This is a genomic window from Pseudomonas sp. GL_093 (assembly GCF_057837605.1).
Window position 1 is genome coordinate 6,026,463 of record NZ_CM174448.1, and the last position, 26,878, is coordinate 6,053,340.

25 protein-coding genes, 4 tRNA genes and 1 pseudogene are annotated in these 26,878 nt (G+C 58.7%); 13 read left to right on the forward strand and 17 right to left on the reverse strand.

The annotated features are described in order from the left end of the window. The first annotated feature begins 73 nt into the window (after window positions 1-73). Window positions 74-3,025 carry a DUF748 domain-containing protein gene (locus tag AC3IUE_RS27775; RefSeq protein WP_489264328.1) on the forward strand — a complete coding sequence of 984 codons (2,952 nt, stop codon included), beginning with the start codon at window positions 74-76 and terminating at the stop codon, window positions 3,023-3,025. After that, on the forward strand, window positions 3,025-3,321 hold the full coding sequence (locus AC3IUE_RS27780) for a DUF2845 domain-containing protein (protein ID WP_489264329.1): 297 nt from the start codon (window positions 3,025-3,027) through the stop codon (window positions 3,319-3,321). The genes AC3IUE_RS27775 and AC3IUE_RS27780 overlap by 1 nt, the downstream gene beginning before the upstream one ends. 288 nt (window positions 3,322-3,609) lie before the next feature. Here AC3IUE_RS27780 and AC3IUE_RS27785 read toward each other — a convergent pair whose 3' ends face one another. Further along, window positions 3,610-3,966 carry a BON domain-containing protein gene (locus AC3IUE_RS27785; protein WP_056746057.1) on the reverse strand — a complete coding sequence of 119 codons (357 nt, stop codon included), beginning with the start codon at window positions 3,964-3,966 and terminating at the stop codon, window positions 3,610-3,612. A 313-nt stretch (window positions 3,967-4,279) separates the two neighbouring features. Continuing rightward, window positions 4,280-4,684: a pilin gene (locus AC3IUE_RS27790; protein ID WP_489264330.1), complete on the reverse strand. Its 405-nt coding sequence runs from the start codon at window positions 4,682-4,684 to the stop codon at window positions 4,280-4,282. Between the two features lie 225 nt (window positions 4,685-4,909). On the opposite strand from AC3IUE_RS27790, the gene pilB reads away from it, so the two are divergent. The 5 genes from pilB to yacG are packed head-to-tail and all read left to right on the forward strand — an operon-like array spanning window position 4,910 to window position 9,521. Continuing rightward, window positions 4,910-6,610, forward strand: coding sequence for a type IV-A pilus assembly ATPase PilB (gene pilB, locus AC3IUE_RS27795; RefSeq protein ID WP_489264331.1), 1,701 nt, complete (start codon window positions 4,910-4,912; stop codon window positions 6,608-6,610). Window positions 6,611-6,612: 2 nt separating this feature from the next. After that, on the forward strand, window positions 6,613-7,830 hold the full coding sequence (locus tag AC3IUE_RS27800) for a type II secretion system F family protein (RefSeq protein ID WP_489264332.1): 1,218 nt from the start codon (window positions 6,613-6,615) through the stop codon (window positions 7,828-7,830). A gap of 1 nt (window position 7,831) precedes the next feature. After that, window positions 7,832-8,704, forward strand: a complete 873-nt coding sequence (locus tag AC3IUE_RS27805) for a prepilin peptidase (protein WP_489264333.1) — start codon at window positions 7,832-7,834, stop codon at window positions 8,702-8,704. Further along, window positions 8,701-9,324: a dephospho-CoA kinase gene (gene coaE / locus AC3IUE_RS27810; RefSeq protein ID WP_056746046.1), complete on the forward strand. Its 624-nt coding sequence runs from the start codon at window positions 8,701-8,703 to the stop codon at window positions 9,322-9,324. The genes AC3IUE_RS27805 and coaE overlap by 4 nt, the downstream gene beginning before the upstream one ends. Beyond that, window positions 9,321-9,521: a DNA gyrase inhibitor YacG gene (yacG, locus tag AC3IUE_RS27815; protein ID WP_046049370.1), complete on the forward strand. Its 201-nt coding sequence runs from the start codon at window positions 9,321-9,323 to the stop codon at window positions 9,519-9,521. Before coaE ends, yacG begins: the two co-directional genes overlap by 4 nt. A 3-nt stretch (window positions 9,522-9,524) precedes the next feature. On the opposite strand, the gene AC3IUE_RS27820 is transcribed toward yacG, so the two are convergent. Beyond that, window positions 9,525-9,740, reverse strand: coding sequence for a hypothetical protein (locus tag AC3IUE_RS27820; RefSeq protein WP_033054332.1), 216 nt, complete (start codon window positions 9,738-9,740; stop codon window positions 9,525-9,527). Between the two features lie 63 nt (window positions 9,741-9,803). Next, window positions 9,804-10,493, reverse strand: coding sequence for an energy-coupling factor ABC transporter permease (locus AC3IUE_RS27825; protein ID WP_008153325.1), 690 nt, complete (start codon window positions 10,491-10,493; stop codon window positions 9,804-9,806). A 930-nt stretch (window positions 10,494-11,423) separates the two neighbouring features. On the opposite strand from AC3IUE_RS27825, the gene AC3IUE_RS27830 reads away from it, so the two are divergent. Beyond that, window positions 11,424-11,666: a DUF2790 domain-containing protein gene (locus AC3IUE_RS27830; RefSeq protein WP_046048818.1), complete on the forward strand. Its 243-nt coding sequence runs from the start codon at window positions 11,424-11,426 to the stop codon at window positions 11,664-11,666. 20 nt (window positions 11,667-11,686) lie between these two features. Here AC3IUE_RS27830 and AC3IUE_RS27835 read toward each other — a convergent pair whose 3' ends face one another. From AC3IUE_RS27835 to AC3IUE_RS27850, 4 genes are read right to left on the reverse strand one after another with little or no spacing between them, the layout of a single operon-like run. Continuing rightward, window positions 11,687-12,346, reverse strand: coding sequence for a methyl-accepting chemotaxis protein (locus AC3IUE_RS27835; protein WP_489264334.1), 660 nt, complete (start codon window positions 12,344-12,346; stop codon window positions 11,687-11,689). Continuing rightward, window positions 12,331-13,599 (reverse strand): OprD family porin, encoded by a 1,269-nt coding sequence (locus AC3IUE_RS27840; protein ID WP_489264335.1) that lies wholly within the window; start codon window positions 13,597-13,599, stop codon window positions 12,331-12,333. The genes AC3IUE_RS27835 and AC3IUE_RS27840 overlap by 16 nt, the downstream gene beginning before the upstream one ends. Window positions 13,600-13,616: 17 nt before the next feature. Continuing rightward, entirely contained in the window at window positions 13,617-14,837 is a 1,221-nt protein-coding gene (locus AC3IUE_RS27845; protein WP_489264336.1) for a benzoate/H(+) symporter BenE family transporter, read from the reverse strand. Continuing rightward, window positions 14,834-16,201 carry an aromatic acid/H+ symport family MFS transporter gene (locus AC3IUE_RS27850; RefSeq protein WP_489264337.1) on the reverse strand — a complete coding sequence of 456 codons (1,368 nt, stop codon included), beginning with the start codon at window positions 16,199-16,201 and terminating at the stop codon, window positions 14,834-14,836. Before AC3IUE_RS27850 ends, AC3IUE_RS27845 begins: the two co-directional genes overlap by 4 nt. A 252-nt stretch (window positions 16,202-16,453) precedes the next feature. On the opposite strand from AC3IUE_RS27850, the gene AC3IUE_RS27855 reads away from it, so the two are divergent. The 5 genes from AC3IUE_RS27855 to AC3IUE_RS27875 all read left to right on the forward strand — a co-directional run bounded on the left by AC3IUE_RS27855 (window position 16,454) and on the right by AC3IUE_RS27875 (window position 19,924). Continuing rightward, window positions 16,454-17,080, forward strand: a complete 627-nt coding sequence (locus tag AC3IUE_RS27855) for a DUF1780 domain-containing protein (RefSeq protein WP_008154887.1) — start codon at window positions 16,454-16,456, stop codon at window positions 17,078-17,080. Then, window positions 17,077-17,604 carry an MOSC domain-containing protein gene (locus AC3IUE_RS27860; RefSeq protein WP_489264338.1) on the forward strand — a complete coding sequence of 176 codons (528 nt, stop codon included), beginning with the start codon at window positions 17,077-17,079 and terminating at the stop codon, window positions 17,602-17,604. Before AC3IUE_RS27855 ends, AC3IUE_RS27860 begins: the two co-directional genes overlap by 4 nt. A gap of 68 nt (window positions 17,605-17,672) precedes the next feature. Then, entirely contained in the window at window positions 17,673-17,846 is a 174-nt protein-coding gene (locus tag AC3IUE_RS27865) for a DUF3094 domain-containing protein (protein WP_008154890.1), read from the forward strand. A 60-nt stretch (window positions 17,847-17,906) separates the two neighbouring features. Further along, window positions 17,907-19,205: an NAD(P)/FAD-dependent oxidoreductase gene (locus AC3IUE_RS27870; RefSeq protein WP_046048812.1), complete on the forward strand. Its 1,299-nt coding sequence runs from the start codon at window positions 17,907-17,909 to the stop codon at window positions 19,203-19,205. Between the two features lie 320 nt (window positions 19,206-19,525). Next, a complete protein-coding gene (locus AC3IUE_RS27875; protein WP_046048811.1) occupies window positions 19,526-19,924 on the forward strand; it encodes an HvfA family oxazolone/thioamide-modified RiPP metallophore in 399 nt (132 codons plus the stop codon). 62 nt (window positions 19,925-19,986) lie between these two features. Here AC3IUE_RS27875 and AC3IUE_RS27880 read toward each other — a convergent pair whose 3' ends face one another. From AC3IUE_RS27880 to rluD, 9 genes and pseudogenes are all read right to left on the reverse strand, one after another. Beyond that, window positions 19,987-20,850 carry a methyl-accepting chemotaxis protein gene (locus AC3IUE_RS27880; RefSeq protein WP_489268976.1) on the reverse strand — a complete coding sequence of 288 codons (864 nt, stop codon included), beginning with the start codon at window positions 20,848-20,850 and terminating at the stop codon, window positions 19,987-19,989. Further along, a pseudogene (locus AC3IUE_RS27885) lies at window positions 20,842-21,612 on the reverse strand (MCP four helix bundle domain-containing protein); the annotation flags it as partial. The pseudogene AC3IUE_RS27885 and the gene AC3IUE_RS27880, both read right to left, overlap by 9 nt. A 167-nt stretch (window positions 21,613-21,779) precedes the next feature. After that, window positions 21,780-21,856 (reverse strand) — tRNA-Pro (locus tag AC3IUE_RS27890). 97 nt (window positions 21,857-21,953) lie between these two features. Next, window positions 21,954-22,029 (reverse strand) — tRNA-Lys (locus tag AC3IUE_RS27895). Between the two features lie 5 nt (window positions 22,030-22,034). Further along, window positions 22,035-22,111: transfer RNA gene (locus AC3IUE_RS27900), tRNA-Pro, on the reverse strand. Window positions 22,112-22,120: 9 nt separating this feature from the next. Continuing rightward, window positions 22,121-22,196 (reverse strand) — tRNA-Asn (locus AC3IUE_RS27905). A gap of 300 nt (window positions 22,197-22,496) precedes the next feature. Then, entirely contained in the window at window positions 22,497-25,061 is a 2,565-nt protein-coding gene (clpB, locus tag AC3IUE_RS27910) for an ATP-dependent chaperone ClpB (RefSeq protein ID WP_095130594.1), read from the reverse strand. Window positions 25,062-25,191: 130 nt separating this feature from the next. Further along, a complete protein-coding gene (gene pgeF / locus AC3IUE_RS27915) occupies window positions 25,192-25,917 on the reverse strand; it encodes a peptidoglycan editing factor PgeF (RefSeq protein WP_489264339.1) in 726 nt (241 codons plus the stop codon). Then, window positions 25,914-26,876, reverse strand: a complete 963-nt coding sequence (gene rluD / locus AC3IUE_RS27920) for a 23S rRNA pseudouridine(1911/1915/1917) synthase RluD (RefSeq protein WP_007942311.1) — start codon at window positions 26,874-26,876, stop codon at window positions 25,914-25,916. The genes pgeF and rluD overlap by 4 nt, the downstream gene beginning before the upstream one ends. Between the last annotated feature and the right edge of the window lie 2 nt (window positions 26,877-26,878).

A 26,878-nucleotide genomic window follows, 5' to 3' on the forward strand; every position in this document is an offset into this window, starting at 1 on the left:
TAAATCCTATAAAGCTTGATCACTTCGGAACCGGAAACGCGTGCCATACTCCAACGCACTCCGATTCAGACAGATGAAGCCACACATGCCCAAAGGATTGATTCGCGCTATTGGCGCTCTGTTGACCGCTCTAGCCCTCTACAGCCTGCTGGGGTTTCTGATTTTGCCGGGCATCGCGTTGCGGGTGGCCAATCAACAATTGGCCAATTACGCAACGACGCCCGCGACGATTCAGCGGATCGAACTCAACCCGTTCAGCCTTGAAGTGACCCTGTGGGGCCTGATCATCGGCGAGCCGGGCAAGGAACAGGTTGGCTTCGAACGCCTGTACGCCAACCTGCAGATCGACAGCCTCTGGACCAAGGCGCTGCACCTGTCCGATATCGAAATAGACAAACCCAAGACCGAAATCCTCTTCGGCAAGGACGGCAAGCTCAATCTCCTTGGCCTGTTCAAAATCCCCGCCAGTGAACCGACTCCGGCCGACCCGAACGCCAAACCGTTCCCGTTGCGCATCGAGCGGATCAAACTTGCCAGTGGTTATTTGCACTTCCAGGATGCGCGGCCCAGCGAGCCCATTGAATTCCTCTACGACAAACTCGATTTCGAGTTGAAGAATCTCAGCACCCTGCCAGAAGACAGTGCCGACATGACCTTGATGGCCGTTGGCCCAGGAGGTGGGAAGCTTGACTGGACCGGCAATTTCAGCCTGATCCCGATCGCCTCCGAAGGTAAGCTGAAGATCACCAACGGCAAGATGAAATCCTTTTGGCCCTATGTGCGCGACTCGGTGCCACTGGTGCTCGAAGACGGCGTCATGAGCCTCAGCACCGACTACAAACTCAACCTGGCCAAGGAAACCGAGCTGCTGTTGAGCAACGTCGCCGTCAGCATCGCGCCGTTCGCGATCAAGGCACCAGACGGTCGACCGCTGGCGAAACTCGAGCGTCTGGACATCAGTGAAACCACCGTCGACCTGGCCAAGCAGCAAGTGGTCGTCGGCAAGATCCGTAGCCAGAAACTGGAAACCTGGGCCGCCCTCGAGGCCGACGGGCAACTCGATTGGCAGAAACTGTTCGCCAGCCAACCGTCCAAAGCAGCCGTCAAAGCCAAGGCCGAACCGACCAGCACGCCGGCAGCCGCCGATTCACCGAAACCCGACCCGGCGCCACCGAGCAAGCCATGGCAGGTGCTGCTCAAAGACGTGCAACTGCGCAATTACCAGGTGCATCTGGCTGACCGCAAGGCGCAACCCGCCGTAGCGTTGGATGTCGGCCCGCTGAACCTGGACCTGCAGAATTTCGACAGCCTCAATGGCTCGCCTTTTAACCTCAAGCTCGATACGGGCGTGGGCAAGCAAGGCAAGATCACGGCAGACGGTATCGTCAATCTCGCCCCGGTCAGCGCCAAGTTAAAAGTACAAACCAAGGACATTGACCTGCGCGTCGCCCAGTCCTATATCAACCCATTCATTCGCCTGGAACTGCGCAGCGGCATGCTCGGCAGTGATCTGGCGGTCGATCTGAAAAGCACCGAGCCACTGGCGTTCAGCGTCACCGGCCGTGCTCAGGTCGATCAACTGCATACCCTCGACACCCTCAAAACCCGCGACTTCCTCAAGTGGCAGCAGTTGGTGCTCGAAGGCCTGAACTATCAGCACGGCGACAGCCTGTCGATCGACAAGGTCAACCTGTTCCAGCCTTATGCGCGCTTCATGATCAACGATGACCGCACCACCAACATCGACGACCTGCTGATCCCGCAACCGGCCGACTCAGGCGCCAAAACGGCTGCCGCCAAACCTGCCAGCAAGGAAAAACCGCTGGGCATCCACATTGGTGGCATTGCCATCAATGACGGCTCGGCCAACTTCGCCGACTTCAGCCTGACCCCGAATTTCGCCACGGCCATTCAACAGCTCAATGGGCAAATCGGCACCATCGACAGCCGTCAGGCGAAACCGGCCAGCGTCGATATCAAAGGCAAGGTCGACCGCTACGCACCGGTCACTATCAAGGGCTCGGTCAACCCGTTCGACCCGATGGCCAGCCTCGACATCGCCACCAGTTTCAAACGTGTTGAACTGACTACGCTCACGCCCTACTCCGGCAAGTTCGCCGGTTACCGCATCCGCAAGGGCCGGCTCAATCTCGACCTGCATTACCTGATCACCAAGGGCCAGCTCAAGGCCGAAAACAAAGTGGTGGTCGAGCAACTGCAACTGGGTGAGAAGGTCGACAGCCCAGACGCCGTGAGTCTGCCGCTGAAACTGGCGATCGCGTTGCTCAAGGACGTCGACGGCAAGATTTCCATCGAACTGCCGGTGACCGGCGACCTGAACAACCCGCAGTTCAGCATCATGCCGATTGTCTGGCAGACCTTGCGCAACCTGATCGTCAAAGCCGCCGCGGCACCATTCAAAATGATTGGCGGACTGGTCAGTGGCGGCGGTTCGGAAGATTTGGGCACTGTGTCGTTTGCCCCGGGTTCAAGCGACCTGAGCAAGGAGGCCGAAGGTTCGCTGGTCAAACTGTCCCAGGCCCTCAAGGAACGTCCGGCCTTGCGCCTGGAAATCGAAGGCACGGCGGCCGCCAGCAGCGATGGCCCGCTGATCGCCGAGCAACGTCTGGAACGTGAATACCAATACAACTACTACAAAATGCTCCAGCGTCGCGGTGACAAGGTGCCGGCTCAGGCTTCACTGCTGGAAGTACCGGATAAGGAGAAAGGTCCGCTGCTGGAAGGGATCTATCGCACGCGCCTGAAGACGCAGCCGCCCGCCGAGTGGAAGGATCTTGGCAAGGAAGAACGCACGGTAAAAATGCGCGAAGACGTGATCAAGTTCTGGAGCTCCAGCGACGTGCTGTTGCGTCAGTTGGGTCAGGAACGTGCCAGCAGCATCAAGGACTATCTGGTCGACAAGGGTCAGTTGGCCGATGACCGCGTGTACTTCATCGACGCTAACCTCGGCGAAGCGGAAAGTGACGGTCGGGTGGTTACACCGCTGCATCTGGACGCCGAGTGATGGGCGCGAAATGGCTGATGAGCCTGGCTCTGGCAATGGCTGCCTGTCAGGCCTCGGCGGCGGATACCCTGCGCTGCGGCAGCCAATTGGTCAGTGTCGGGGACAGGTCCAGCGAAGTGCTGCAGAAATGCGGTGAACCGGTCAGCCGTGATCTGTTGGGCTACAAGCGCAGCGCTAACCGACGGGAAGAGTTTCAAGTCGAGGAATGGACCTACGGACCCAACGGCGGGATGTACCAGTATCTGCGCTTTGAAGGTAATCGTTTGAAGCAGATCACCAGCAAGCGCGGTAACTGAGTCCCCCACAATCTTATGTAGACCCCAGTCAAATGTGGGAGCGAGCTTGCTCGCGATAGCGGTCTTTCATTCAACAAAGGTGTCGAATGTTAGCCAGCAATCGCGAGCAAGCTCGCTCCCACATTTTGTTTTGCGTCGCTCACAAATAGAACAGGCCCCTGACACGAATGTCCGGGGCCTGTAATGGCCACATCCTTATGGCCTTTCGCATGAACTCTCCTGGGGCGGCAGACGTATTGCTCGGCCCGTCTGCCGCGCCTTCTCCCAGTCCAGGCGAGAAGTCTTGCCTTACTCGGCTTTCAGGCCGTCAGCGGAGACCGCTTTGACGCCTTTGATTTTCTTGGTGATCGCCACAGCGGTGGCTTTCTGAGCGTCAGTCACCGCAACGGTGGACGACAGGGACACGACGCCTTTATTGGTTTCGACTTTGATGTCGGTGCCAGGAATGCCTTTCTCGGTTACCAGGTCACTTTTAACTTTGGTAGTAATCCAGGTATCGGAAGTAGCTTCTTTGGCTTTGGTGACTTCACCCGCCGCCAGAGTCATCGGAGCCTGGGTGGCTTGGGTGGTCTGTGCAAATGCGACGTTGGCCATGGTCAGGGTCAACGCGGTAGCAGTAGCGGCAGCGATAGCGAACTTCTTCATACGAGTAACTCCTGTTTTTCATAAAGTCTGCTGCGTGTCTTGTCAGCAGGGTTACTGGAGATAGTGCGAACGCTGTGCCAAGTTTGAGACAGGCAATAACTCCATATAAATCAATATGTTATGAAAATTGCTAATTTTCGGAATCATGCAAATTGCATGACTTTGATTTTTTCTACATGCAAGTTGCGGGTTTTGGGCATGGGCCTAAGGCCATGAATTATCGGGTTTTTTGTACTTGAGTCTGATACGCACTTCAAAAAATGCCCCTGTCTGTCGACAGAGGCACTTCAAACCGCTTTAACCGCGTTACAAATTACGGGTGTGTGCAACCTGCTGGCGCGAAATCGGCACCGACGCTGGTGGCGCATGACCAACCATTAACGGGGTCTCGAGTCAGAGTCACAGTCGCACCAGCAATAATCGCTGGCGGGGTTTTCACTGTGCAGAGAATGCCTGTACCGCCAGCAACGGCAGTAATCGTGCAATTCTGCGAATTGGCGGCATTTGGAGCAAAAGTGGCTACAGTCGGGGCCGCAGTACCCGAGTTGACCGCGTCCTCAAAATTCACCTTGAGCGCCGAAATTTCGGCTGCACCCGCCGTCATCTTCGCCCGCGCCTGATACTTCGAGTAAGCCGGAATGGCAAACGTCGCCAGAATCCCGATGATCGCCACCACGATCAACAGCTCGATAAGCGTAAAACCTTTCTGAGTATTCATAGACAAGCTCCATGCATGAGTCGAAATCTCATGATCTGAACTAGCCGCAGCACAGCCCATGCCAAACCCTTCGCCCCGTGTTGGCGGGGCGTGCGATCGACAAAAAACCTTTTCCTACCCCCAGAATCCGCACTATCTGACACTTTTTGTCACCTGAACGCCGCTGGTTTGGTTCCTCCGCTTGACTAGGCTATAAGTCATGAACTGTCTGCGCTTGGAATCCCAATGAATGACATCGCCCTTAGCGGTCTGGCCAAGCAATTGGTCCTGGCCGAGCTGCTCACTGACAAAAGCGCGCAACAGGCGTATCAGCAAGCCCAACGCAACAAAATCTCCCTGGTCAGTTATCTGGTGCAGAACAAACTGGTGAAGAGTCGCCAGGTCGCCGAGATCGCTTCGGAGCACTTCGGCATGACGCTGCTTGATCTCAGTTGCCTGGACAAGGAAACACAACCCAAAGGGCTGGTCAGCGAGAAACTGGTCCGTCAGCACCACGCCCTGCCCCTCTGGCGGCGCGGCAACAAGTTGTTCGTGGGCGTTTCCGACCCGACCAATCATCAAGCCATCAATGACATCCAGTTCAGCACTGGGCTGAATACCGAAGCCATCCTGGTGGAGGAAGACAAGCTCAGCGACGCCATCGAGAAATTCTTCGATACCCAAGGCACCGGCCTGGAAGACATGGCCGACGTTGACCTCGATGGTGTGGACATCGAGTCAATCGATGACAACAAGCAAGACGCCATCGCCGGCCAGGATGCCGATGACGCACCCGTGGTGCGCTTCGTCCACAAGATGTTGCTCGACGCGATCAAGAGCGGCTCTTCCGACCTGCATTTCGAGCCCTACGAAAAAACCTACCGCGTGAGGATGCGCACCGACGGCATGCTGCGTGAAGTCGCCAAGCCGCCGATTCAACTGGCCAACCGCATCGCCTCGCGACTGAAAGTCATGGCCAGCCTCGACATCTCCGAACGGCGCCGGCCCCAGGACGGGCGGATCAAGATGCGCCTGTCGAAGAGCAAATCCATCGACTTTCGGGTCAATACCCTGCCGACCCTTTGGGGCGAGAAAGTGGTGATCCGGATCCTCGACCCATCCAGCGCCCAAATGGGCATCGACGCCCTCGGCTATGAGCCCGACCAGAAAGACCTGTACATGGCCGCACTCAAGCAGCCACAGGGGATGATTCTGGTGACCGGGCCCACCGGCTCGGGCAAGACCGTGTCGCTCTACACCGGGCTGAACATTCTCAACACCGTGGACATCAACATCTCCACCGCCGAAGACCCGGTGGAGATCAACATGGAAGGCATCAACCAGGTCAACGTCAATCCCAAGCAGGGAATGGACTTCGCCCAAGCGTTGCGCTCGTTTTTGCGTCAGGACCCGGACGTGATTATGGTCGGCGAAATCCGCGACCTCGAAACCGCCGAAATCGCCATCAAAGCCGCCCAGACCGGTCACCTGGTGCTGTCGACCCTGCACACCAACAGCGCCGCCGAAACCCTGACTCGCCTGCACAACATGGGCATTCCGGGTTTCAACATTGCCACCTCGATCAGCCTGATCATTGCCCAGCGCCTGGCGCGCAAGCTATGCAGCCATTGCAAGAAACCCATCGAGATTCCCCGGGAGGCGCTGCTCAAGGAAGGCTTCCCCGAGGAACGGATCGGCTCATTTACGATCTATGAGCCAGTCGGTTGCGATCACTGCAACAACGGTTACAAAGGGCGAGTCGGGATTTATGAAGTGGTGAAAAATACCCCGGACCTGCAACGGCTGATCATGGCCGAAGGCAACTCACTGGAAATCGACATCCAGATGCGTAAGGACGGTTTCAATGACCTGCGTACGTCGGGCCTGCTCAAGGCCATGCAAGGCATCACCAGCCTTGAAGAAATCAACCGGGTCACCAAGGACTGAATATGGCGGTCAAAGCAGCAAAAATCAGCGTCTATGCCTGGGAAGGCACGGACCGCAAAGGCACCAAAATGACCGGCGAGTTGAGCGGTCAGAATCCGGCGTTGATCAAGGCCCAATTGCGCAAGCAGGGCATCACCCCCGGCAAGGTACGCAAGAAGTCCACCTCGATTTTCAACATGGGCAAGCGCATCAAGGCGCAGGACATTGCCCTGTTCACCCGGCAAATGGCGACCATGATGAAAGCCGGTGTACCGCTGTTGCAGTCCTTCGACATCATCGGTGAAGGCTTTGATAACCCGGCCATGCGCACACTGGTAGACGAGGTAAAACAGGAAGTCGCGGCGGGTAACAGCTTCGCCGCCTCCCTGCGCAAAAAGCCTCAGTATTTCGATGAGCTGTACTGCAACCTGGTCGATGCCGGCGAGCAGGCCGGTGCCCTCGATACCCTGCTGGATAGAGTGGCGACCTATAAGGAAAAGAGCGAAAGCCTCAAGGCCAAGATCAAGAAAGCCATGACCTACCCACTGGCAGTGGTGTTCGTCGCGATCATTGTGACCGGGATTCTGCTGGTCAAAGTGGTGCCGCAGTTCGAATCGGTGTTCAAAGGGTTTGGCGCCGAATTGCCGGCCTTCACGGTGATGGTCATCGGCCTCTCGGAATTCATGCAGGACTGGTGGTGGGCAATGCTCGGAGTGCTGATCGCAGCGATCTTCGGTGTGCGCCACGCGTTTAAAACGTCGCAAGGCTTTCGGGACCGAATGGACACCTGGCTGCTGAAATTGCCGCTGATTGGCACGCTGATGTACAAGTCCGCCGTGGCCCGTTACGCCCGCACGCTGTCGACTACCTTTGCGGCAGGTGTGCCACTGGTGGAAGCCCTGGATTCGGTGGCCGGCGCCACCGGCAACATCGTGTTCAAGCGTGCAGTGCTGCGCATCAAGCAGGACGTGTCGACCGGTATGCAGCTGAATTTTTCCATGCGCGCCTCCGGTATCTTTCCGAACATGGCGATCCAGATGACCGCGATTGGCGAAGAGTCCGGCGCACTGGACGATATGCTCGACAAGGTCGCGAGCTTCTATGAGGACGAAGTGGACAATATGGTTGATAACCTCACCAGCCTGATGGAGCCGTTCATCATGGTGGTGCTGGGTGTTATCGTCGGTGGTCTGGTGGTTGCGATGTACCTGCCCATCTTCCAACTTGGCTCAGCGATCTGACATGCCCTTGAACGACATTCTGACCCTCTACCCGTTGACCTTCGTGATCGCCGCCATGTTGGTCGGCCTGCTGATTGGCAGCTTTCTCAACGTGGTGGTCTGGCGCCTGCCAAAAATGCTTGACCGCGAATGGCGTGAGGAGGCCCGTGAAGTGTTGGGCTTGCCAGGCGAAACACCGCTGCCGACCTTCAACCTGATGCTGCCCCATTCCCAGTGCCCACATTGCGGCCATCGAATCCGTGCCTGGGAAAACATTCCGGTGCTCAGTTATCTGCTCTTACGGGGTCGATGCTCGAACTGCACGGCAGCCATCAGCAAACGCTACCCGCTGACCGAACTGGCCTGCGGTCTGCTCTCGGCGTTCATCGCCTGGCATTTCGGTTTCGGCTGGCAGGCCTGCATGGCGCTGCTCCTGAGTTGGGGGTTGCTGACCATGAGCCTGATCGACGCCGAGCACCAACTGCTGCCCGATGTGCTGGTGCTGCCGCTGATATGGCTGGGGCTGATCGTCAACAGCTTCGGACTTTTCGTGTCCTTGCATGAAGCGTTGTGGGGCGCGGTGGCCGGCTATTTGGCGCTGTGGTCGGTGTTCTGGCTGTTCAAGCTGATCACCGGCAAGGACGGCATGGGCCACGGGGATTTCAAGTTGTTAGCGATGTTCGGCGCCTGGGGTGGCTGGCAGATCCTGCCTCTGACCATCCTGTTATCGTCGATGGTGGGCGCTATTGTCGGCGTGATTTTGCTGCGTTTGCGCAATGCGAAAACCTCCACGCCGATCCCCTTCGGACCCTATCTGGCAATTGCCGGCTGGATTGCCTTGCTCTGGGGTGGTCAAATAACCGACTTCTATTGGCAGTTTGTCGGTTTGAAATGAATACCCCTGTGGAAAAACCCTGGATTCTCGGCCTGACCGGCGGCATCGGCAGCGGCAAAAGCGCGGCTGCCCAGCACTTCATCGATCTGGGCGTGCACGTGGTGGACGCTGATCATGCGGCGCGTTGGGTGGTGGAACCGGGTCGCCCGGCGCTGGCCAAAATCGCCGAACACTTCGGCCCCGGCGTATTGCAAGCCGACGGGCAGCTGGATCGCGCGGCGTTGCGCAAACTGATCTTCGAAGTGCCTGAGGAACGCCGCTGGCTCGAAGCGTTGCTGCATCCGCTGATCGCCAAGGAAATCGCCGATCATCTGGCCAAGGCACAATCGCCTTACGCGATTCTGGTTTCGCCGCTGCTGATCGAGTCCGGGCAGTACGCCACGACCCAACGGGTTCTGGTGATCGATGCCCCGGAACAACTACAGATCGAGCGCACCCTGCAGCGTGATCAGACCAGCGAGCAACAGGTCCAGGCGATCCTCAAGGCCCAGTCCAGCCGACAGGACCGCGTGAGCCACGCCGACGATGTGGTGGTCAACGACCGCGACCTCGCCTGGCTGCACAGCGAGGTCGAACGCCTGCATCACTTTTACCTTACTTTGCGTGGAGGCCAGTCATGAGCCAAATCCCAACCGTCGATTGCCCAACCTGCGGCGCCCCTGTTGAATGGAGTCCAGAAAGCAAATTCCGGCCATTCTGTTCGGACCGTTGCAAGCTGATTGACCTGGGCGCTTGGGCCTCGGAAGAACACAAGATTCCGGTCAGCCCGGATGCCGAAGACGACCTGTTCAGCGAAGACTTCGAGCCGCGTCACTGATCTTCAAGGCCGCATAAAACCGTAGTCCTGGCTGTCATCGAGGTTTTCCGCAAGAAAACGCAACTCATCGGCCAGGTCTTCGGCGCTGCGCACCGCCTTGCTCTGTTGCACCACTGCACTGAGCAAGGCACGCAAGCTCAATCCCGGATCAAACCCCACTTCCTGCGCCCCATCCAGACTTTGACGCAACTCCTGCCTTGCCCATTCGTAGACACTCATTTCGATGCTCCTGAAGGTTTTCCAGAGCATGGATTCGTGAGCGATTTTTGCCTTTGATGTGGATCAAGATTTGGGATCGTCGTCTTTCCAGGGTGCCGAAAGGTAGCGCGTGCGATTGAACGTCTCCAGCCACTCGGGACAGAAAACCACCAGCGCGCTGACCACCATGCCGTTGATGAACGCTTCCGGGAAAATCAACAGCCACAGATACCCGACAAAATCTTCCAGCCAATAGGGCATGGCAAAACGTTCATCGAACCACAGCAACCACAGCGCCAGCAGCAGGCACAGCAACGCCGACAGCGCCGCTGCAAAAAACCCGGACACGAAGATATACACAAAGGGATTACGCGGTTGCGCTCGCTCCACCAGGATCGCGCAGCACTCGGTGACCAGCACCGGCAGCAGAATCAGCAGCGCGCCGTTGACCCCCATTGCCGCCAGATCCTGCCGCCCGAGCAACACCAATCCCGCTTGCGCGACCAACCCGCCGACAATCGCCAGCGGCCAGTCGAGCAACAGGGTCACGGCGGTCATGCCGATAAAGTGGTAGGACACGCCGGTGTCGAAGTCTTGTCGCACCAGCCAGAGCATGAACAGTGCGAACACCGTGCCGAACAACAGATGTTGGCGGCGACTGTCGCTGAACAGTTCGACCCACGGTGCTCGCGCAACGGCCCAGATCAGTACCGGCACATAGATCAACCACCCCGCCGTGAGGGTTTCAGGTGACAGTAACTCGGCGCCGATCATGGCTGGGCACACTCCCTTGTCTTGCCGAAAGAGAACAGGCCCTCAGTCTACACCGCCCCTCGAGCGCCCTTCGATTTCCGGCCGGCACAGAGGATTTGCTCTGGGGGAGCGTTCTACGATTGGGGTACATATCCGTTTTTGCGGTGATGGCTGATTACGGTTTCGCTTTTACAGCGAGTCACTTGGAAAAGCCCCAAGTAACCAAGGGCTCTTGCCCCGCCATTCGGTGCCTCGCCTAGGCTCGGCATGCCCTCACTCCGGCATTGCTCCGGGGGCCCGCCGCCATCGGCCATCCATGGCCGGGGGCGGCTACCGCGGCATCCTTGCCGCGGTGCCCCCTGCGCAACGCCTGCGTTCGGCCTCTGGGAAAGGGGCAACAGATCAAAATCAAAAGCCACAGCCACAGCCACAGCCACAGCCACAGCCACAGCAAGATCAAAAGATCGCAGCCTCGTTTCACTCGACAGCTCCTACCGGGGAGAGGGGATGCACGCAAGCTCCTCACCACTCAACAGGCCGAGCGTTAGCTCGCCTGCAGCTTTTGATCTTGATGCACCGCACCCTCGAGAGGCCGAGTGGAGGTTCTGCGCAGTGGGCAACCCGGCATGGATGCCGGGTTAGCCGCCCCCGGCCATGGATGGCCGATGGCGGCGGGCCCACGGAGCAGGACCGGAGCGAGGGCATGCCGAGCCTAGGCGAGGCACCGAACGACAGGGGCAGAAGCGCTTTGGTTACTTTCGCGCTTTTCGAAAGTGACTCGCTGTAAAAGCGAAACCGCCAGCCGCCCTTACCGAAAAAACGGATATGTACCCGATCAAAAACCCAGCGATTGTTACGTTTTCTGTAAGGCTGAATCAAACCCAGGCCCCTTTATCGATCGCGGGCAAAGACTAGAATTCAGGTATCGGAATCAACACGGAGCACAGAAAAATGAAAACCTTGATCAGCCTGTTTCTGACCGTTGTCGCCACCTCGGCCATGGCCGCCGGCAGCGAACCCGCCGCTACCTCGTACAACCCGGCACAACCGCTGGACATCGCCGAAGTGGTTTCAGTGTCGAACACCGCGACCGCCTGCGGGGTTGTGCCGGCGGCCATGGAGTATGTCGATCATCAAGGCCAGACCCATCGCGTGACGTACGAGGTCATGGGTGACTGCACCAGCAACCTGTAATCACTGGAACATTGCACGACTCACACGATCATTCGTTTCGCCTGCAAGGCCAGATCATGCAGGCCGGCCAGGCGCACCATGATGCGTTCGACCACCTCGACCCTGGCAACCGCACCGCTTTGCAGTTCGCCCATCGAGTGCAGGGCCACTCCGGCCTTTTCCAGGCCGAGACGTGTAGAACCGGACAACTGCTGAAGACCTTGGCGTGCCTGTTCAGCGGACTGTTCCAGCCCCGTAGCGATTTGCCGGATCTGCGCACTGGAGTCCGCGGCCTGACGCGAGAGATTGCGCACCTCATCGGCCACCACCGCAAACCCTCGGCCATGGCTGCCCGCCCTCGCCGCCTCAATGGCTGCGTTCAACGCCAACAGGTTGGTCTGACGGGAAATGTCCTGGATGCTGCCGACAATCGCGCCGATGCGCATCGACTGACTGCCGAGCTCGTCGAACACTTGATCCAGACGCTGCATGTAGAGGTTCAGATCTTCCAGCACACTGGCCGAAGACTGCATGCTCAGCGCACTCGCCTTCACCCGTTCACCTGCCGTGCGCGCCAGTTGATTGGCAAAGCGCATGTCTTCCTCGGTTTGCAGCACGGACTCGGTCAACTGCTCCAGCTTGACCTGCAAGCCGATTTTGTAAGTGGGTTGTTCTTTTTCAAGGTTCATAGCAGCGTCCATGTGTAGCTGAGGATCAAGCGGTTCTCGTCGATATCACTGCGGTAGTTGGAGCGCGCCATCGCGTTGCGCACACGGATCCCGAGGCCTTTGAGGCTGCCGCTCTGCAGCACATAGCCGAGATCGAGATCACGCTCGCGGTCCTTGCCCTCGAACCCTTTGCCGGTATCGACATTGTTGCCGGTGATGTAGCGCACGGTGCTGGTCAGCCCCGGCACGCCGAGGGCGGCGAAATCGTAGTCGTAACGCGCCTGCCATGAGCGCTCATCGGTGAAGGCGAACTCGTAGGTCGGCACCTCGTTGCCCAGTGGGCTGATGTTGGCAAACACTCGCGGGAAGGCGCTGTCGCCGAACATGCCCTGATAGCCGACATAGAACGTGTGGCCGCCACGCTTGGCCGACAGCAAGGAGAAGAACGCCTGGTTGTCGATGTTGCCCAGCAGCTTTTTGCCGTCTTCGCGCGAATCGTAATACCCAAGGTTGGCGCCCAGGATCCAGTTGCCGAGTGGCTCGCTGTGCTTGAGGCCGAGAAAACGCTGGTTGTAGATATCTTCCAGTTGCCCGAACCAGGCGCTGACCGAGCTGCGTTTATCGTTGAAAGCGTAATCGGCGCCGGCAAAGTTGAAGCCATCGCTGCTGACCTGACGCTGCGGTACGTGACCGAGCATGGCTTGCATCTTTTCGTCGCCAGCCTCGTTGCGCAGGCTGGTCGAGTTCAAGTGACCACCTTGCAACGTCAGGCCATTGATCTCGTTCGAGCTGATGCTCGCGCCCTGATAGCTGGGTGGCAGCAAACGGATATCGCTGAAGGCCAGCACCGGCAGGTTGGGTTGCAACTCACCCACCTTCAGTTCAGTTTTGGAGACACGCACCTTCAACGCGCCTTCCAGTCGGCTGTAATCATTCGCCGCGCGCCCGTCACCCTGCACCGGCAGCAAACCGGTATTGACCCGGTCCGGGCTGCTGTCGAGCTTGAGACCGAGCAGACCAATGACATCCACACCAAAACCGACGGGGCCCTGGGTATAACCGGATTTGACGTTAAGGATGAAGCCCTGCGCCCACTCTTCGGCCTTCGATTGTTGGTTGGCCCCGACGATGTCGGAAAAGTCCCGGCTGAAGTAGTAATTGCGTGCTTGCAAGGTGGCGGTGGTGTCTTCGATGAACCCGCCCTCGGCCGCCATCGCGCCGGCGGAGAAACTCGAGACGACAGCCATGGACAACACTGAACCGGTTGTTGGAAGAATCTGTTTCATCGTTTTTTCTCTTATTTTTATTGATCGACAGGTTGAAGTGCTTCAGCCGCAGCGGATTCGCGGCGGGAAACAGGACGACGGGCGTTTAACAACAAATGGGTGACCATGCCGAAAATCAGCCCCCAAAATGCAGCGGACAAACCCAACAACGACATGCCCGACGCGGTGGTCAGAAAGGTCACCAACGCGGCTTCGCGATCACTCGGCACGGCCATTGCGCCGGCCAATGCGCCGGCAATCGCAGCAAACAGCGCCAGCCCGGCCAAGGCTGCGATCAGTTCTTTGGGGAACGCCGAAAACAGTGAAACCAGGGTCGCACCGAAGATCCCCAGCACCAGGTAACACAGCCCGCCCACAACCCCGGCCACATAGCGTTTGCCGGGATTTTCATGGGCCTCGCGCCCGGTACAAATCGCCGCGGTGATGGCTGCCAGGTTCAGCCCATGGCAACCGAACGGCGCCAACAGCGCCGTGCCCACCGCACTGCTGGCGATGATCGGGCCGGCCGGTGTTGCGTAACCACTGGCGCGCAACACCGCCATGCCGGGAACGAACTGGCCGGTCAGCGCCACCATTACCAGCGGCAAGGCGATATTCAGGGTCGCGCTCAGGCTGAACGCGGGCGTGATCCACACTGGCGTGGCCAAGCCGATCACCAACGCCTCGCTGTGCAAATCACCGGCGAGAAAAGCCATCGAGCAGCCCACCAGCAGCACCATCAACACCGCATACCGCGGCATCAACCTTTTGCAGATCAGGTACGTGGCAAACATCGCCAGCACCAGCAACGGCTTGCCCTGCAACGAGACGAACAACCCGGTGCCGAAGCTGAACAGAATCCCTGCCAGCATTGCTGCCGCAATCGCCGCCGGCAGTTTTCCGATGATCCGGTCAAACGCCCCTGACACGCCGACCAGAAAGATAATCAGGCTGCTGACCAGATACGCGCCTACCGCTTCCGGCATGGAGATTCCCGGCAACAGCGCCACCAGCAACGCCGAGCCTGGTGCCGACCACGCGATGATCACCGGGACGCGGTAACGCAGGCTCAGACCGATGCCGAGCACGGCGCTGCCGATGGAAATCGCCCAGATCCAGGACGACAGCACCTCCCGCGAGAGGTGCGCGGTCTCGGCGGCCTGAAAGATGATCACCAACGGGCCTGCGTAGGAAATCACCGTGGCGATAAATCCGGCGACTGCTGCAGACAGGGAAAAGTCCCGGACTAACGCTCTCATGAAACGTCGCCAACAGACCCGTCGAGCGAACCATGGCGCAGGCCCGACAGCGCTTGTTTAGCACTGCGCCGACTGCTGATGGCGAACACGGTCATGGCAATCGCGGCCACCGCACCGGGCAAGGCAAAGGCCATGAAGTTCAGTTGCAGCGGCAGGCTGATCCCGAGCAAGGCACCGCCCAGCAGCGGTCCGACGATGGCACCGTTGCGCCCGATGCCCGACGCCCAGCCCAATCCGGTAGAGCGAATGGTCATGGAGTAGAACTGCGCGGCGCAGGCGTACAACAGGATCTGCGAGCCGATGGTGGTGGCGCCGGCAATGGCGATCAGCAGGTACAACAGCGGCATCGGGCTGTTGAAACCCAGCAAAGTGATCGACACCGCAGCCACGGCGAAGAACACCGCCAACACCCGCGGCAGGTTGAGTTTGTCACCCAGCACACCGCCGCCGACCGCGCCGAAAATGGCGCCGAAGTTGAGCACCAGCAGGAACGACAGACTCGAGCCCAGGCTGTAACCGGCGTTGGCCATCAGTTTCGGCAGCCAGGAACTCAAGGCGTAGACCATCAGCAAGCAGCAGAAAAACGCCAGCCACAACATCAGCGTGCGCAGCGCACGTCCCTCGCGGAACAGTTGCAACACCGGGGTGCCGGTGCCCTTCACTTCGCTCATGTGCAACTGATCGCCGGTTTGCGCGACGTAAGCCGGGTCAACCCGCTGCAGGATGTTGCGCGCTTCTTCATTGCGCCCCTGGCGCAGCATGAAACCCACCGACTCGGGCAGGAAGTACATGATCAACGGCAACAACAGCAGCGGCAGCACCGCCACGTAAAACACCGATTGCCAGCCAAAACTCGGGATCAGCACGATACCGAGCCCCGCCGAGAGCATGCCGCCCACCGAGTAGCCGCTGAACATGATCGCCACCAGCGTGCTGCGGATTTTCTTCGGCGCGTACTCGTTCATCAGCGCCACAACGTTGGGCATCACCCCGCCAATGCCGAGCCCGGCAATGAACCGGCACAGGCCAAACTCGGTGGGGTTGCGGGCAAAACCATTGAGCACGGTAAAACCGCTGAACAGCATCACGCAGATCGTGATGGCTTTTTTGCGGCCGATCCTGTCCGACAGCGGGCCGAAGAACAGCGCGCCGAACATCATCCCGAACAGTGCATAACTGCCCAGTGCGCCCGCTTGCAGGGGACTGAGCCCCCACTCTTTCATCAGCATCGGCAGCACCACGCCGTAGATCACTAAATCGTAACCGTCGAAAATGATGATCAGGGCACACCAGAACAGCACCATCCAGTGAAAGCGATTGAATCGTGCGTTGTCGATAACCGCATGTACGTCGATCTTGCGCATGGCATTTATCTCTTGTTGTTATTTTTTTAAGAGCGTCGGCAACACGGCTAACGTCCGTACAGCCGAGGCTAGAGGCGACAGGCACGGGGCAATATCCGCTTTGCGCAGATCGCTATCCGTTTTGTGCAATGCCCTGAGCAGGGCGTGGGATGAGGAGTGTTGCGGGGATGGCAGGCCGCAAATCCGGCAGGTCTGACCCTCTCCGATAAACTGTCTTCTTTGCGATCGCATTTGAACGCTAAGCTTGGGCTTATGGATGACTCAGATTATTTACGCCTGCTGACCATCGCGGCCGAGCAAGCCAACGCGTTCCTGTCCAATGCCCGCAAATGGGAGCGTGAGCGTTGGGTCTGTCAGCGCCTGCTGCAAGGCCTGAACATTCCCTATCGCGCCGACGAATTCGCCCCGGCCGGAGAGCCGCCGGACGTGCTGTTTCGTGACGCCAGTTTCGAAGTGTTTTTCGTGCTCGATGAAGGCCGACGCCTCAACGACGAATGGCGCGATGAGCTGCAACGCCGGCGCAGTGCGTTTTCCCTGAGTTCGCTGGTACGTCGCGAGGCCAAGCCCCGGCGCATCCCGGCCAATGAATTCTTGCTGAGACTGGCGCCGACCTTGCGCAAAAAAGCGCACAACTACAAAGAACGCGGCATGGACCTGGGCGAACTGGACATCATCGCCTTCGCCAGCCTCAAGCGCGAAGTGCTGGATCTCAACAGCCATTTCCCGCCGCCGACCGAATATCTGCGCCAGGGCTGGCGCTCGTTGTCGCTGGTCGGCCCGACCTTCGCCCGCGTGCTGTTCGCGCACCCGGATGCGCCGGATTTCCTGCGCAGCAACCTGGGTCGCAGCATTGTTTTCGATGTCGGGATCAGCCTGTGAGTCCATTGCAGGAGCTGATTGCCGAAGTGCCGCAAACCGGTCGAGTTCGCTGGATCGGCGTGCGGCCGCAGTCACGCTCTCAGATGATCGAACTCGACGCCGTGGAGGCGCGGCTTGAAGCCGGTTTGACCGGTGATCACACGCGTCCCGGCGTACGCAATGCGCGGCAGGTCACGCTGATTCAATGGGAGCATCTGGCGGTGATCAATTCGCTGATGGGCCGGCCGGCGGATCAGCCGGTGTCAGCGCAGGATTTGCGACGCAACATCGTCGTCAGCGGCATCAATCTCTTCAGTCTCAAGGGGCGGCGCTTCAGGATTGGCCAGGCGATTTTCGAAACCACCGGCTGGTGCCAACCCTGCGCTCGCCTTGAGAACAACCTCGGCCCCGGGACCTTTCAGGCCGTTCGCGGACATGGCGGAATCACCGCACGGGTGTTACAAAGTGGAATCATTCGCCTGGACGATACGGTGAGCGTCGAGCCCATTTCGGCCAGCGGCTATGCTCCGTTCAATGCGGGCTAACATGTTGCACAGCAGCCTGCTTGTAGCTTCTACACATTTAGCAACGTCTACCCCTGACGAGGCCCAATATGACCAGCCGCCTGAACCCAGACGACCAAAAGCATGTCGAAGAGTACCTGCAACTGTCCCAGCACCAAGTCGAGCGCCGGCCTTTCCGGCCGTGGATGCTCCTGGTGGTGGTGTTGGCAGTGACCATTGGTTTAGGCCTGTTGAGCCGACTTATCAGTTACCTGACGCTATGAGCTGCATCGCGCTCGCTCGGGTAATTGCACCGATTTCTTTTAGCCTTGCGAGATATCCCCATGACTCATCGTATTGTCATCGTTGGCGGCGGCGCCGGCGGTCTGGAGTTGGCTACCCGTCTGGGTAAGACTCTGGGCAAGCGCGGCACGGCCAGTGTGATGCTGGTCGACGCGAACCTGACCCACATCTGGAAACCGCTGTTGCACGAAGTGGCGGCAGGTTCCCTGAACTCTTCCGAAGACGAACTCAACTATGTTGCCCAGGCGAAATGGAACCACTTCGAGTTCCAGCTGGGGCGCATGAGCGGGCTTGATCGCGCACAAAAAAAAATCCAGCTGGCCGCCACCTACGACGAAGCCGGCGTGGAGCTGGTCCCGGCCCGTGAACTGGGTTACGACTCGCTGGTGATCTCAGTCGGCAGCACCACTAACGATTTCGGCACGCAGGGCGCGGCGCAACACTGCCTGTTCCTCGACACCCGCAAACAGGCCGAGCGCTTCCACCAGCAATTGCTCAACCACTACCTGCGCGCCCATGCCGGGCAGACCGACAAGGTCGAGCAGATCAGCGTCGCCATCGTCGGTGCCGGCGCTACCGGGGTCGAACTGGCCGCCGAATTGCACAACGCCGCGCATGAATTGGCCGCCTATGGTCTTGACCGGATCAAACCGGAAAACATGCACATCACGCTGATCGAAGCCGGGCCACGGGTGCTGCCAGCCCTGCCGGAACGTATCGGCGGGCCTGTGCATAAAACCCTGGAGAAACTCGGGGTCAACGTCATGACCAATGCCGCCGTCAGTGAAGTGACGGCCGACAGCCTGATTACCGCCGATGGCAAAGTCATCAACGCCAGCCTGAAAGTCTGGGCCGCCGGGATTCGTGCACCGGGCTTCCTCAAGGACATCGATGGCCTGGAGACCAACCGGATCAATCAGCTGCAAGTGCTGCCGACCCTGCAAACCACCCGCGACGAGAACATCTTCGCCTTCGGTGACTGCGCGGCCTGCCCGCAGCCGGGCACCGATCGCAATGTACCGCCGCGCGCCCAGGCTGCACATCAGCAGGCTTCGTTGCTGGCCAAATCGCTGAAGTTGCGGATCGAAGGCAAACCTCTGCCGGCGTACAAATACACCGACTACGGTTCGCTGATCTCGCTGTCGCGCTTTTCGGCTGTGGGTAACTTGATGGGCAACCTCACCGGCAGCGTGATGCTTGAAGGCTGGCTGGCGCGGATGTTTTACGTGTCGCTGTACCGCATGCACCAGATGGCGCTGTATGGCGCGTTTCGCACGGCGATGTTGATGTTGGGGAGCAAGATCGGGCGCGGGACTGAGCCGCGACTCAAACTGCACTGATACACATCCACTGTGGGAGCGAGCTTGCTCGCGATAGCGTCCGTACAGTCGACATCAATGTCGCCTGACACGCCGCCATCGCGAGCAAGCTCGCTCCCACATTTTTTACTCACCAGCCTGTAGATGTGTGTCTCACTGTATCTCCCCCGCCGTTTCATCCTCTTCGCTTACAAACTCCCCCCTTGCGCGACACAGTAGCGATACACCACGCCCGCTAAATGGCCACACCCGAGCAAGGCACCCCGCCCGCTACGGTTATCGCCGCACTGACGTGGCGTCCTTTATCGAACGGTTGTGTTGTGCAACCCAGGAGATTTGAAATGTCCCGTACCACCAAAAACACTATCGGTTTGCTCGGCGCTGTTCTGGCCGGTGGCATGATGTTGTCCGGCGCTGTGTTCGCCTCGCAACCTCTGACTCAGGGTTACCTGCTGGCCTCGGCCGAACAGGTCGTGAAGACCCCTGAAGGTAAATGTGGCGAAGGCAAGTGTGGCGATGCGTCGATGGCAAAAACCGACACGGATGGCGACGGCAAGGTCTCCCGTGCGGAATTCCTGAAAGTCGCGCCGAAGTCCAATTTCGACAAGATCGACACCAACCATGACGGCTTCATTGACGAGCAAGAGGCTTTCGACAACGTGAAGGCCAACTACGAAGCCAATGGCAAGAAAATGCCAAAAGGTCTGTTCGAGCACTTGAAAGACCAAGACGGCGCCTAAGCGTCAGAGAACCAAGCCGCGCTTTTCCATCGAGAAGCGCGGCTTTTTTGCGTCTGGAACATTTAAAGCTGGAAGCGCCGCACCATGCCCTGCAAGGCATTAGCCAATTGAGATAGCTCATGGCTGGACGCGCTGGTCTGATCCGCCCCGGCGGCAGATCGTACCGAAAGATCACGAATATTCACCAGGTTGCGGTCGACTTCACGTGCCACCTGCGCCTGTTCTTCAGCAGCGCTGGCGATCACCAGGTTGCGCTCGTGGATCTGATGAACCGACGCGGTGATGGTCTGCAACGCGTCGCCCGCTCGCTCGGCCAAGGCCAATGTGCTGGCCGCACGGGTTGAGCTGGCGTGCATGGAATCCAGCGCCTGAGTTGAGCCGTTGCGCATGCCCTGAACCATTTGCTCGATTTCCTGAGTCGATTGCTGCGTGCGATAAGCCAAAGCGCGAACTTCGTCGGCAACCACCGCGAAACCTCGACCGCTTTCCCCGGCGCGCGCCGCTTCAATGGCAGCGTTGAGGGCCAGCAAGTTGGTTTGTTCGGCAATCGCACGAATCACATCCAGAACCTTGCCGATGTCCTGAGACTGGTTGGCCAGGGACTGCACCAATCCGCCTGTGATCTGTACATCACTGGCCAGGGCGCCGATGGCCGTGACTGTTTCGCTGACCCGCTCCTGGCCGGCGTGCGCGGACTCACTGGATTGGCGCGTGGCGTCGGAGGTCGACACCGCGTTGCGAGCGACTTCCTCCACGGCGGTGGTCATTTCAGTGACAGCCGTCGCCGCTTGTTCGATCTCGTTGTTCTGCTGTTGCAGATTCTGCGTGCTGTCGAGCGTGACCGCATTCAACTCGTCAGCCGCTGTCGCCAATTGCGCCGCCGAGCCGCTGATACCTTGCAAGGTTTCACGCAGATTGTGCTGCATGGTCGCCAACGCCTTGAGCAAGCGACTCACTTCATCGTTGCCATGGGTTTCGATGGGGCGTGTCAGGTCGCCTCGTGCCACGTTTTCCGCGGCATGCAGCGCTTCGCTCAACGGTTTGATGATACTGCGGGTCAGCAGCATGGCGAGGCCGACGGTGGCCAACGCCGCCAACGCGATGAACAGGCTGACGATCATTCGCGACGTTTCGTAATGCGCTGCAGATTTCTGGCTCTCGGCGGCGACTTGTTTGGCGAACAGATCCGCCAGGTCAGTGAGCTGTTTGCCGGAACCATCGACCACGGTTTTCATGTCGATCAGCAGCAGTTTGGTCAATTCGTCATGACGCCCCTGTTCAGCCAGGGAAAAAGATTGGGCAATACCGGCACGATAAGCCGCGAAGGTGGTTTTGAACTGGTCATACAAGGCCTTGCCTTCTGCGGTGTTGACCAACTTGTCATACGCCGCAATTTTTTCGCTCAACTCTTTATCGCGGGTGTCCATCTGGCCACGGTAGACCGGAATGTTCTTCGGGTCCTGATCCAGGGCCATGCGCAGGGAAATAGTGCGGATGCGCAGCATGATTTCGCGGATCTCGTCACCACCGCGAATGCTCGGCAGCCATTGTTTCTCCACCGCGACCTCGCTGTCGCGAATGCTCGACATCTGCCCCAGGGCAAAAATCCCGAGCAACGCGACCAATACGGCAATCAGGGCAAACCCCAAGGCTGCCCGAGGAGCGATATTTAACTGACGAAGCACCATAACGAACGCCCTTTTCTTGTAGTGGCTTGGGTAAGGGGCGTTGTTTCGGCAGTACCCCGTCGCCTCGTTATCGGCAAGTTGTACGATGACTGAAGTGTTATTTCTCGAAGACAAAAAATCGAAAACAAAAAAAATCCCCGTATCTTTCGATACGAGGATTTTTAATATGGTCGGGGTAAGGGGATTCGAACTCCTGACATCCTGCTCCCAAAGCAGGCGCGCTACCGGACTGCGCTATACCCCGGTAATAAAAAGGCGACCTTTAAAAAGTCGCCTTCTTCGATCAGTGCTTTTGGCCTCTGATCTTAAGATCCGATCCCAGCGTTAACTGGTTTCAAAAATGGTGGGTCGTGTGGGATTCGAACCTACGACCAATTGGTTAAAAGCCAACTGCTCTACCAACTGAGCTAACGACCCAAAAATGGTCGGGGTAAGGGGATTCGAACTCCTGACATCCTGCTCCCAAAGCAGGCGCGCTACCGGACTGCGCTATACCCCGGCTTGAAATTGGCTCCGTGACCAGGACTCGAACCTGGGACCCAATGATTAACAGTCATTTGCTCTACCGACTGAGCTATCACGGAACTACATATTTCAATTTACAACGGTGAAGCTTTACTGCGTTCTCTTCGACCCGTTCGCATCGCTGCGTTCGTGTGTCTGAGGCGCGCTATTCTACAATCTTAAGCACCTCTGTCAACCCCCTAAATTGCTTTCAAGTTAATGATTTGCAACTTATTTCAGATTCCTGCTTGGGGAGCTGGAACCCTTCAGGGCGACTTACTGCGGGGCGCACTTTACAAGCCTTTTCCTTTCAGTTCAACAGCCTGGCGAAAAAAAGGCCTCGCAATGCGAGGCCTCTTCAATTTTGCTGCCGCCGTGAATCAGACGAAGACGATTTCGTCGTTCTCCACGACACCCTTGGCGGTATCGCCCGGCATGAAACGACCAGACAGAATCAGCTGCGCCAGCGGGTTCTCGATCCAGCGCTGGATCGCTCGTTTGAGCGGCCGTGCGCCGTAAACCGGGTCGTAACCCACCGCGATCAGCTTATCCATGGCCTCAGGGCTGAGATCAAGCTTCAGCTCGCGCTCGGTCAGGCGACTGCGCAGACGACCCAACTGGATCTCGGTAATGCCCGCGATCTGATCCCGAGCCAACGGCTCGAAGATCACCACTTCATCGACCCGGTTGATGAACTCCGGCCGGAAGTGCGTGGAAATCGCATCCATCACTGCCGCACGCTGCGCCTCACGATCACCGACCAATTCCTGGATCTGCACCGAGCCCAGGTTGGATGTCATGACAATCACGGTATTTTTGAAATCCACCGTGCGGCCATGACTGTCGGTCAGTCGGCCATCTTCCAGCACTTGCAGCAAGATGTTGAAGACGTCCGGGTGGGCCTTCTCGACCTCGTCCAGGAGGATCACCGAATAAGGCTTGCGACGCACCGCCTCGGTCAGGTAACCGCCCTCTTCATAGCCTACGTAGCCTGGTGGCGCACCAATCAGACGAGCCACGGAATGCTTCTCCATGAACTCGGACATGTCGATCCGCACCATCGCCTCTTCCGTATCAAAGAGGAACTCGGCCAGCGCCTTGCACAGCTCAGTTTTACCGACACCGGTCGGGCCGAGGAACATGAACGAACCACTCGGGCGATTCGGATCGGACAACCCGGCACGGGAACGCCGCACAGCGTTGGAAACGGCAATCACCGCTTCGTCCTGGCCGATCACACGTTGGTGCAGCAGGCTTTCCATCTTCATCAGCTTGTCGCGCTCGCCCTCGAGCATTTTCGACACCGGAATGCCGGTCCACTTGGACACAACTTCGGCGATCTCTTCTTCGGTCACCTTGCTGCGCAGCAACTGGTTTTCAGTTTTGCCGTGCTGGTCGACCATTTGCAGGCTGCGCTCCAGGTCCGGGATGATCCCGTATTGCAACTCGGCCATGCGGTTCAAGTCGCCTTTTCGGCGCGCGGCTTCCAGTTCCTGACGGGACTGTTCGATTTTCTGCTGGATCTGCGCAGAACCCTGAACTTCGGCTTTTTCCGCGTTCCAGATTTCCTCCAGGTCCGAGTACTCACGTTCGAGGCGGACGATTTCTTCCTGGAGTTTTTCCAGACGTTTTATCGCGGCTTCGTCGCTTTCTTTCTTCAGTGCCTGGGATTCCACCTTCAGCTGAATCAGACGGCGCTCCAGACGATCGAGCACTTCCGGCTTGGAGTCGATCTCCATGCGGATGCGGCTGGCCGCTTCGTCGATCAGGTCGATGGCTTTGTCCGGCAGCTGACGATCAGTGATGTAGCGATGACTGAGCTTGGCCGCAGCGATGATCGCGCCGTCGGTGATCGCCACCTTGTGGTGAACCTCGTAACGCTCTTTCAGGCCACGCAGAATCGCGATGGTGTCTTCTTCGCTCGGCTCGTCCACCAGCACTTTCTGGAAGCGTCGCTCGAGGGCCGCATCCTTCTCTATATATTGGCGGTACTCGTTGAGCGTGGTCGCGCCGACGCAGTGCAGCTCACCGCGCGCCAATGCCGGTTTGAGCATGTTGCCCGCATCCATCGAGCCTTCGCCTTTACCGGCGCCGACCATGGTGTGCAGTTCGTCGATGAACAGAATGATCTGCCCTTCCTGCTTCGACAGTTCGTTGAGCAGGGATTTGAGGCGCTCTTCGAACTCGCCACGGTACTTGGCACCGGCAATCAGCGATCCCATGTCCAGGGACAGCAGGCGTTTGCCTTTCAGCCCATCCGGCACTTCGCCGTTGATGATGCGCTGGGCCAGGCCTTCGGCGATGGCGGTTTTACCCACGCCAGGCTCACCGATCAGCACCGGGTTGTTCTTGGTGCGGCGTTGCAGGACCTGAATGGTCCGGCGAATTTCGTCGTCACGGCCGATCACCGGGTCGAGCTTGCCTTCTTCGGCGCGCTTGGTCAGGTCGACGGTGTATTTATCCAGCGCCTGGCGCGACTCTTCGTGGTTGGCGTCATTGACGGCCTCACCGCCACGCAGGTTGTTGATCGCGTTTTCCAGGGCTTTCTTGCTGACGCCCTGGCCGAGCAACAATTTGCCGAGCTTGCTGTTCTCGTCCATGGCGGCGAGCAACACCAGTTCGCTGGAGATGAACTGGTCGCCCTTCTGCTGGGCCAGACGATCGGCCTGATTGAGCAGGCGCGCCAAATCCTGCGACATGTTCACGTCGCCGGTCGGGTTCTGGATTTTTGGTAGTTGGTCGAGCTCTTTGGTCAGCTCTTTACGCAGGCTGTTGACGTCGAAGCCCACCTGCATCAACAGGGGTTTGATCGAACCACCCTGCTGTTCAAGCATGGCTTGCATCAAATGCGCCGGTTCAATGCCCGGATGATCGAGGCCGACGGCCAGGGATTGGGCGTCGGACAAGGCTAACTGCAACTTGCTGGTTAAACGGTCGATACGCATGGGTCACCTTCCTTTTGAGCAGGCCGGACCTATAAAACATCCTGAATGAAGAAACCTGCCAGATACCGTTATAGATGCGGTCGATTCTGGGAGTTTCAAGCGTCGTGACGTTGATGCAGGTCAGCTAATTCTAGCGTTCGAGCCAGATCAAGGAGGCAAACCGACCGGTGCGTGGACTGCGGCGGTAAGAAAAGAAGCGTGGATCGGTCACGGTGCAGAAACCGCCACCATAAACAGCGGTGACACCGCGAGCCGCCAGCCGTAAGCGCGCCAGCTCATAGATATCAGCCATGAATTTGCCAGCATTGGCACTGGGCACAAACGCTTTAGCGGCTTCGGGCAATTGCTCAACGAAGGTTTCGCGCACTTCAGGGCCGACTTCAAAGGCTTGCGGGCCAATGGCCGGGCCGAGCCAGACCAGCACTTCTTCTGGTGGCACGGCCAGACTGTCGAGGGTCGCTTCCAGCACACCCGCCGCCAACCCGCGCCAACCGGCATGGGCCGCCGCGACGCGAGTGCCGGCACGGTCGCAAAACAATGCCGGCAGGCAATCCGCGGTCATCGCTGTGCAGGCAATACCGGGTGTTGCCGTCCAGCTGGCATCGGCAGTGGCCGTAAGGCTTGGGTCTGCGTGAGCCACGGCAATGCCGTGAACCTGCTTTAACCAGGCCGGTTGAATAGAGAAATGATCGGTGAGGCGACGGCGGTTTTCGGCAACAGCTTCGGGGCTGTCATCGACGTGATCGCCGAGGTTGAGGCTGTCGAACGGCGCCAGACTGACGCCGCCCGCACGGGTGGTCACGCAGGCTTTCACCCTGGCCGGCGCTGGCCAGTCAGGAATCAGCCAGTCACTCATCCGATGAACGCCTCGCGGTCTTGCTTGAGCAGCGTCAGCAACCAGACGAAATCGTCCGGCAATGGCGATTCCCAGCTCATGCGTTTACCGGTGGTCGGGTGATCCAGCTCCAGGAACCGCGCATGCAGCGCCTGACGCGGGAACGCCTTCAACGATTCGACCATGGTCACACTGGCTGCCGGCGGAATACGGAAACGACCGCCGTAGGCAGGATCTCCGACCAACGGGTAGTTGATGTGAGCCATGTGCACACGAATCTGGTGCGTACGACCGGTTTCAAGCTTCACCCGCACGTGAGTGTGGGAGCGGAAACGCTCGAGCACGCGGTAATGGCTGACGGCTTGCTTGCCACCTTCCATCACGGCCATGCGCTGGCGTTGCTGACCGTGACGACCGATTGGCGCGTTGATCTTGCCGCCGGCAGTCACCACACCGATCACGATGCACTCGTAGATCCGGCTTACGCTGCGGCTCTGCAATTGCGTGACAAGCTGTGTCTGCGCCTGAATGGTCTTGGCCACCACCATCAGACCGGTGGTGTCCTTGTCCAGGCGATGCACGATACCGGCGCGGGGCACATTGATGATGTCCGGCACGTGGTGCAGCAAGGCGTTGAGCAAGGTGCCATCAGCGTGACCGGCGGCAGGATGCACCACCAGACCCGCGGGTTTGTTGATCACCAGGATGTCGTCGTCTTCATAGACGATGTCCAGCTCGATGTCTTGAGCGATCCATTCGCCCTGAGCTTCCTGCTCGGCAGTGAGTTCAAGAATGGCACCACCATGAACGATGTCTCGCGGGCGGATAACCGCCCCATCCACAGTCAGGCGGCCGTCTTTGATCCAGGCGGAAAGGCGCGAGCGCGAGTGCTCAGCGAATAATTGTGCGGCGACTTGATCGAGGCGTTGGCCGCCCAATTCGGACGGCACCTCTGCGCGAAGTTCAATTTTATCGGACATGC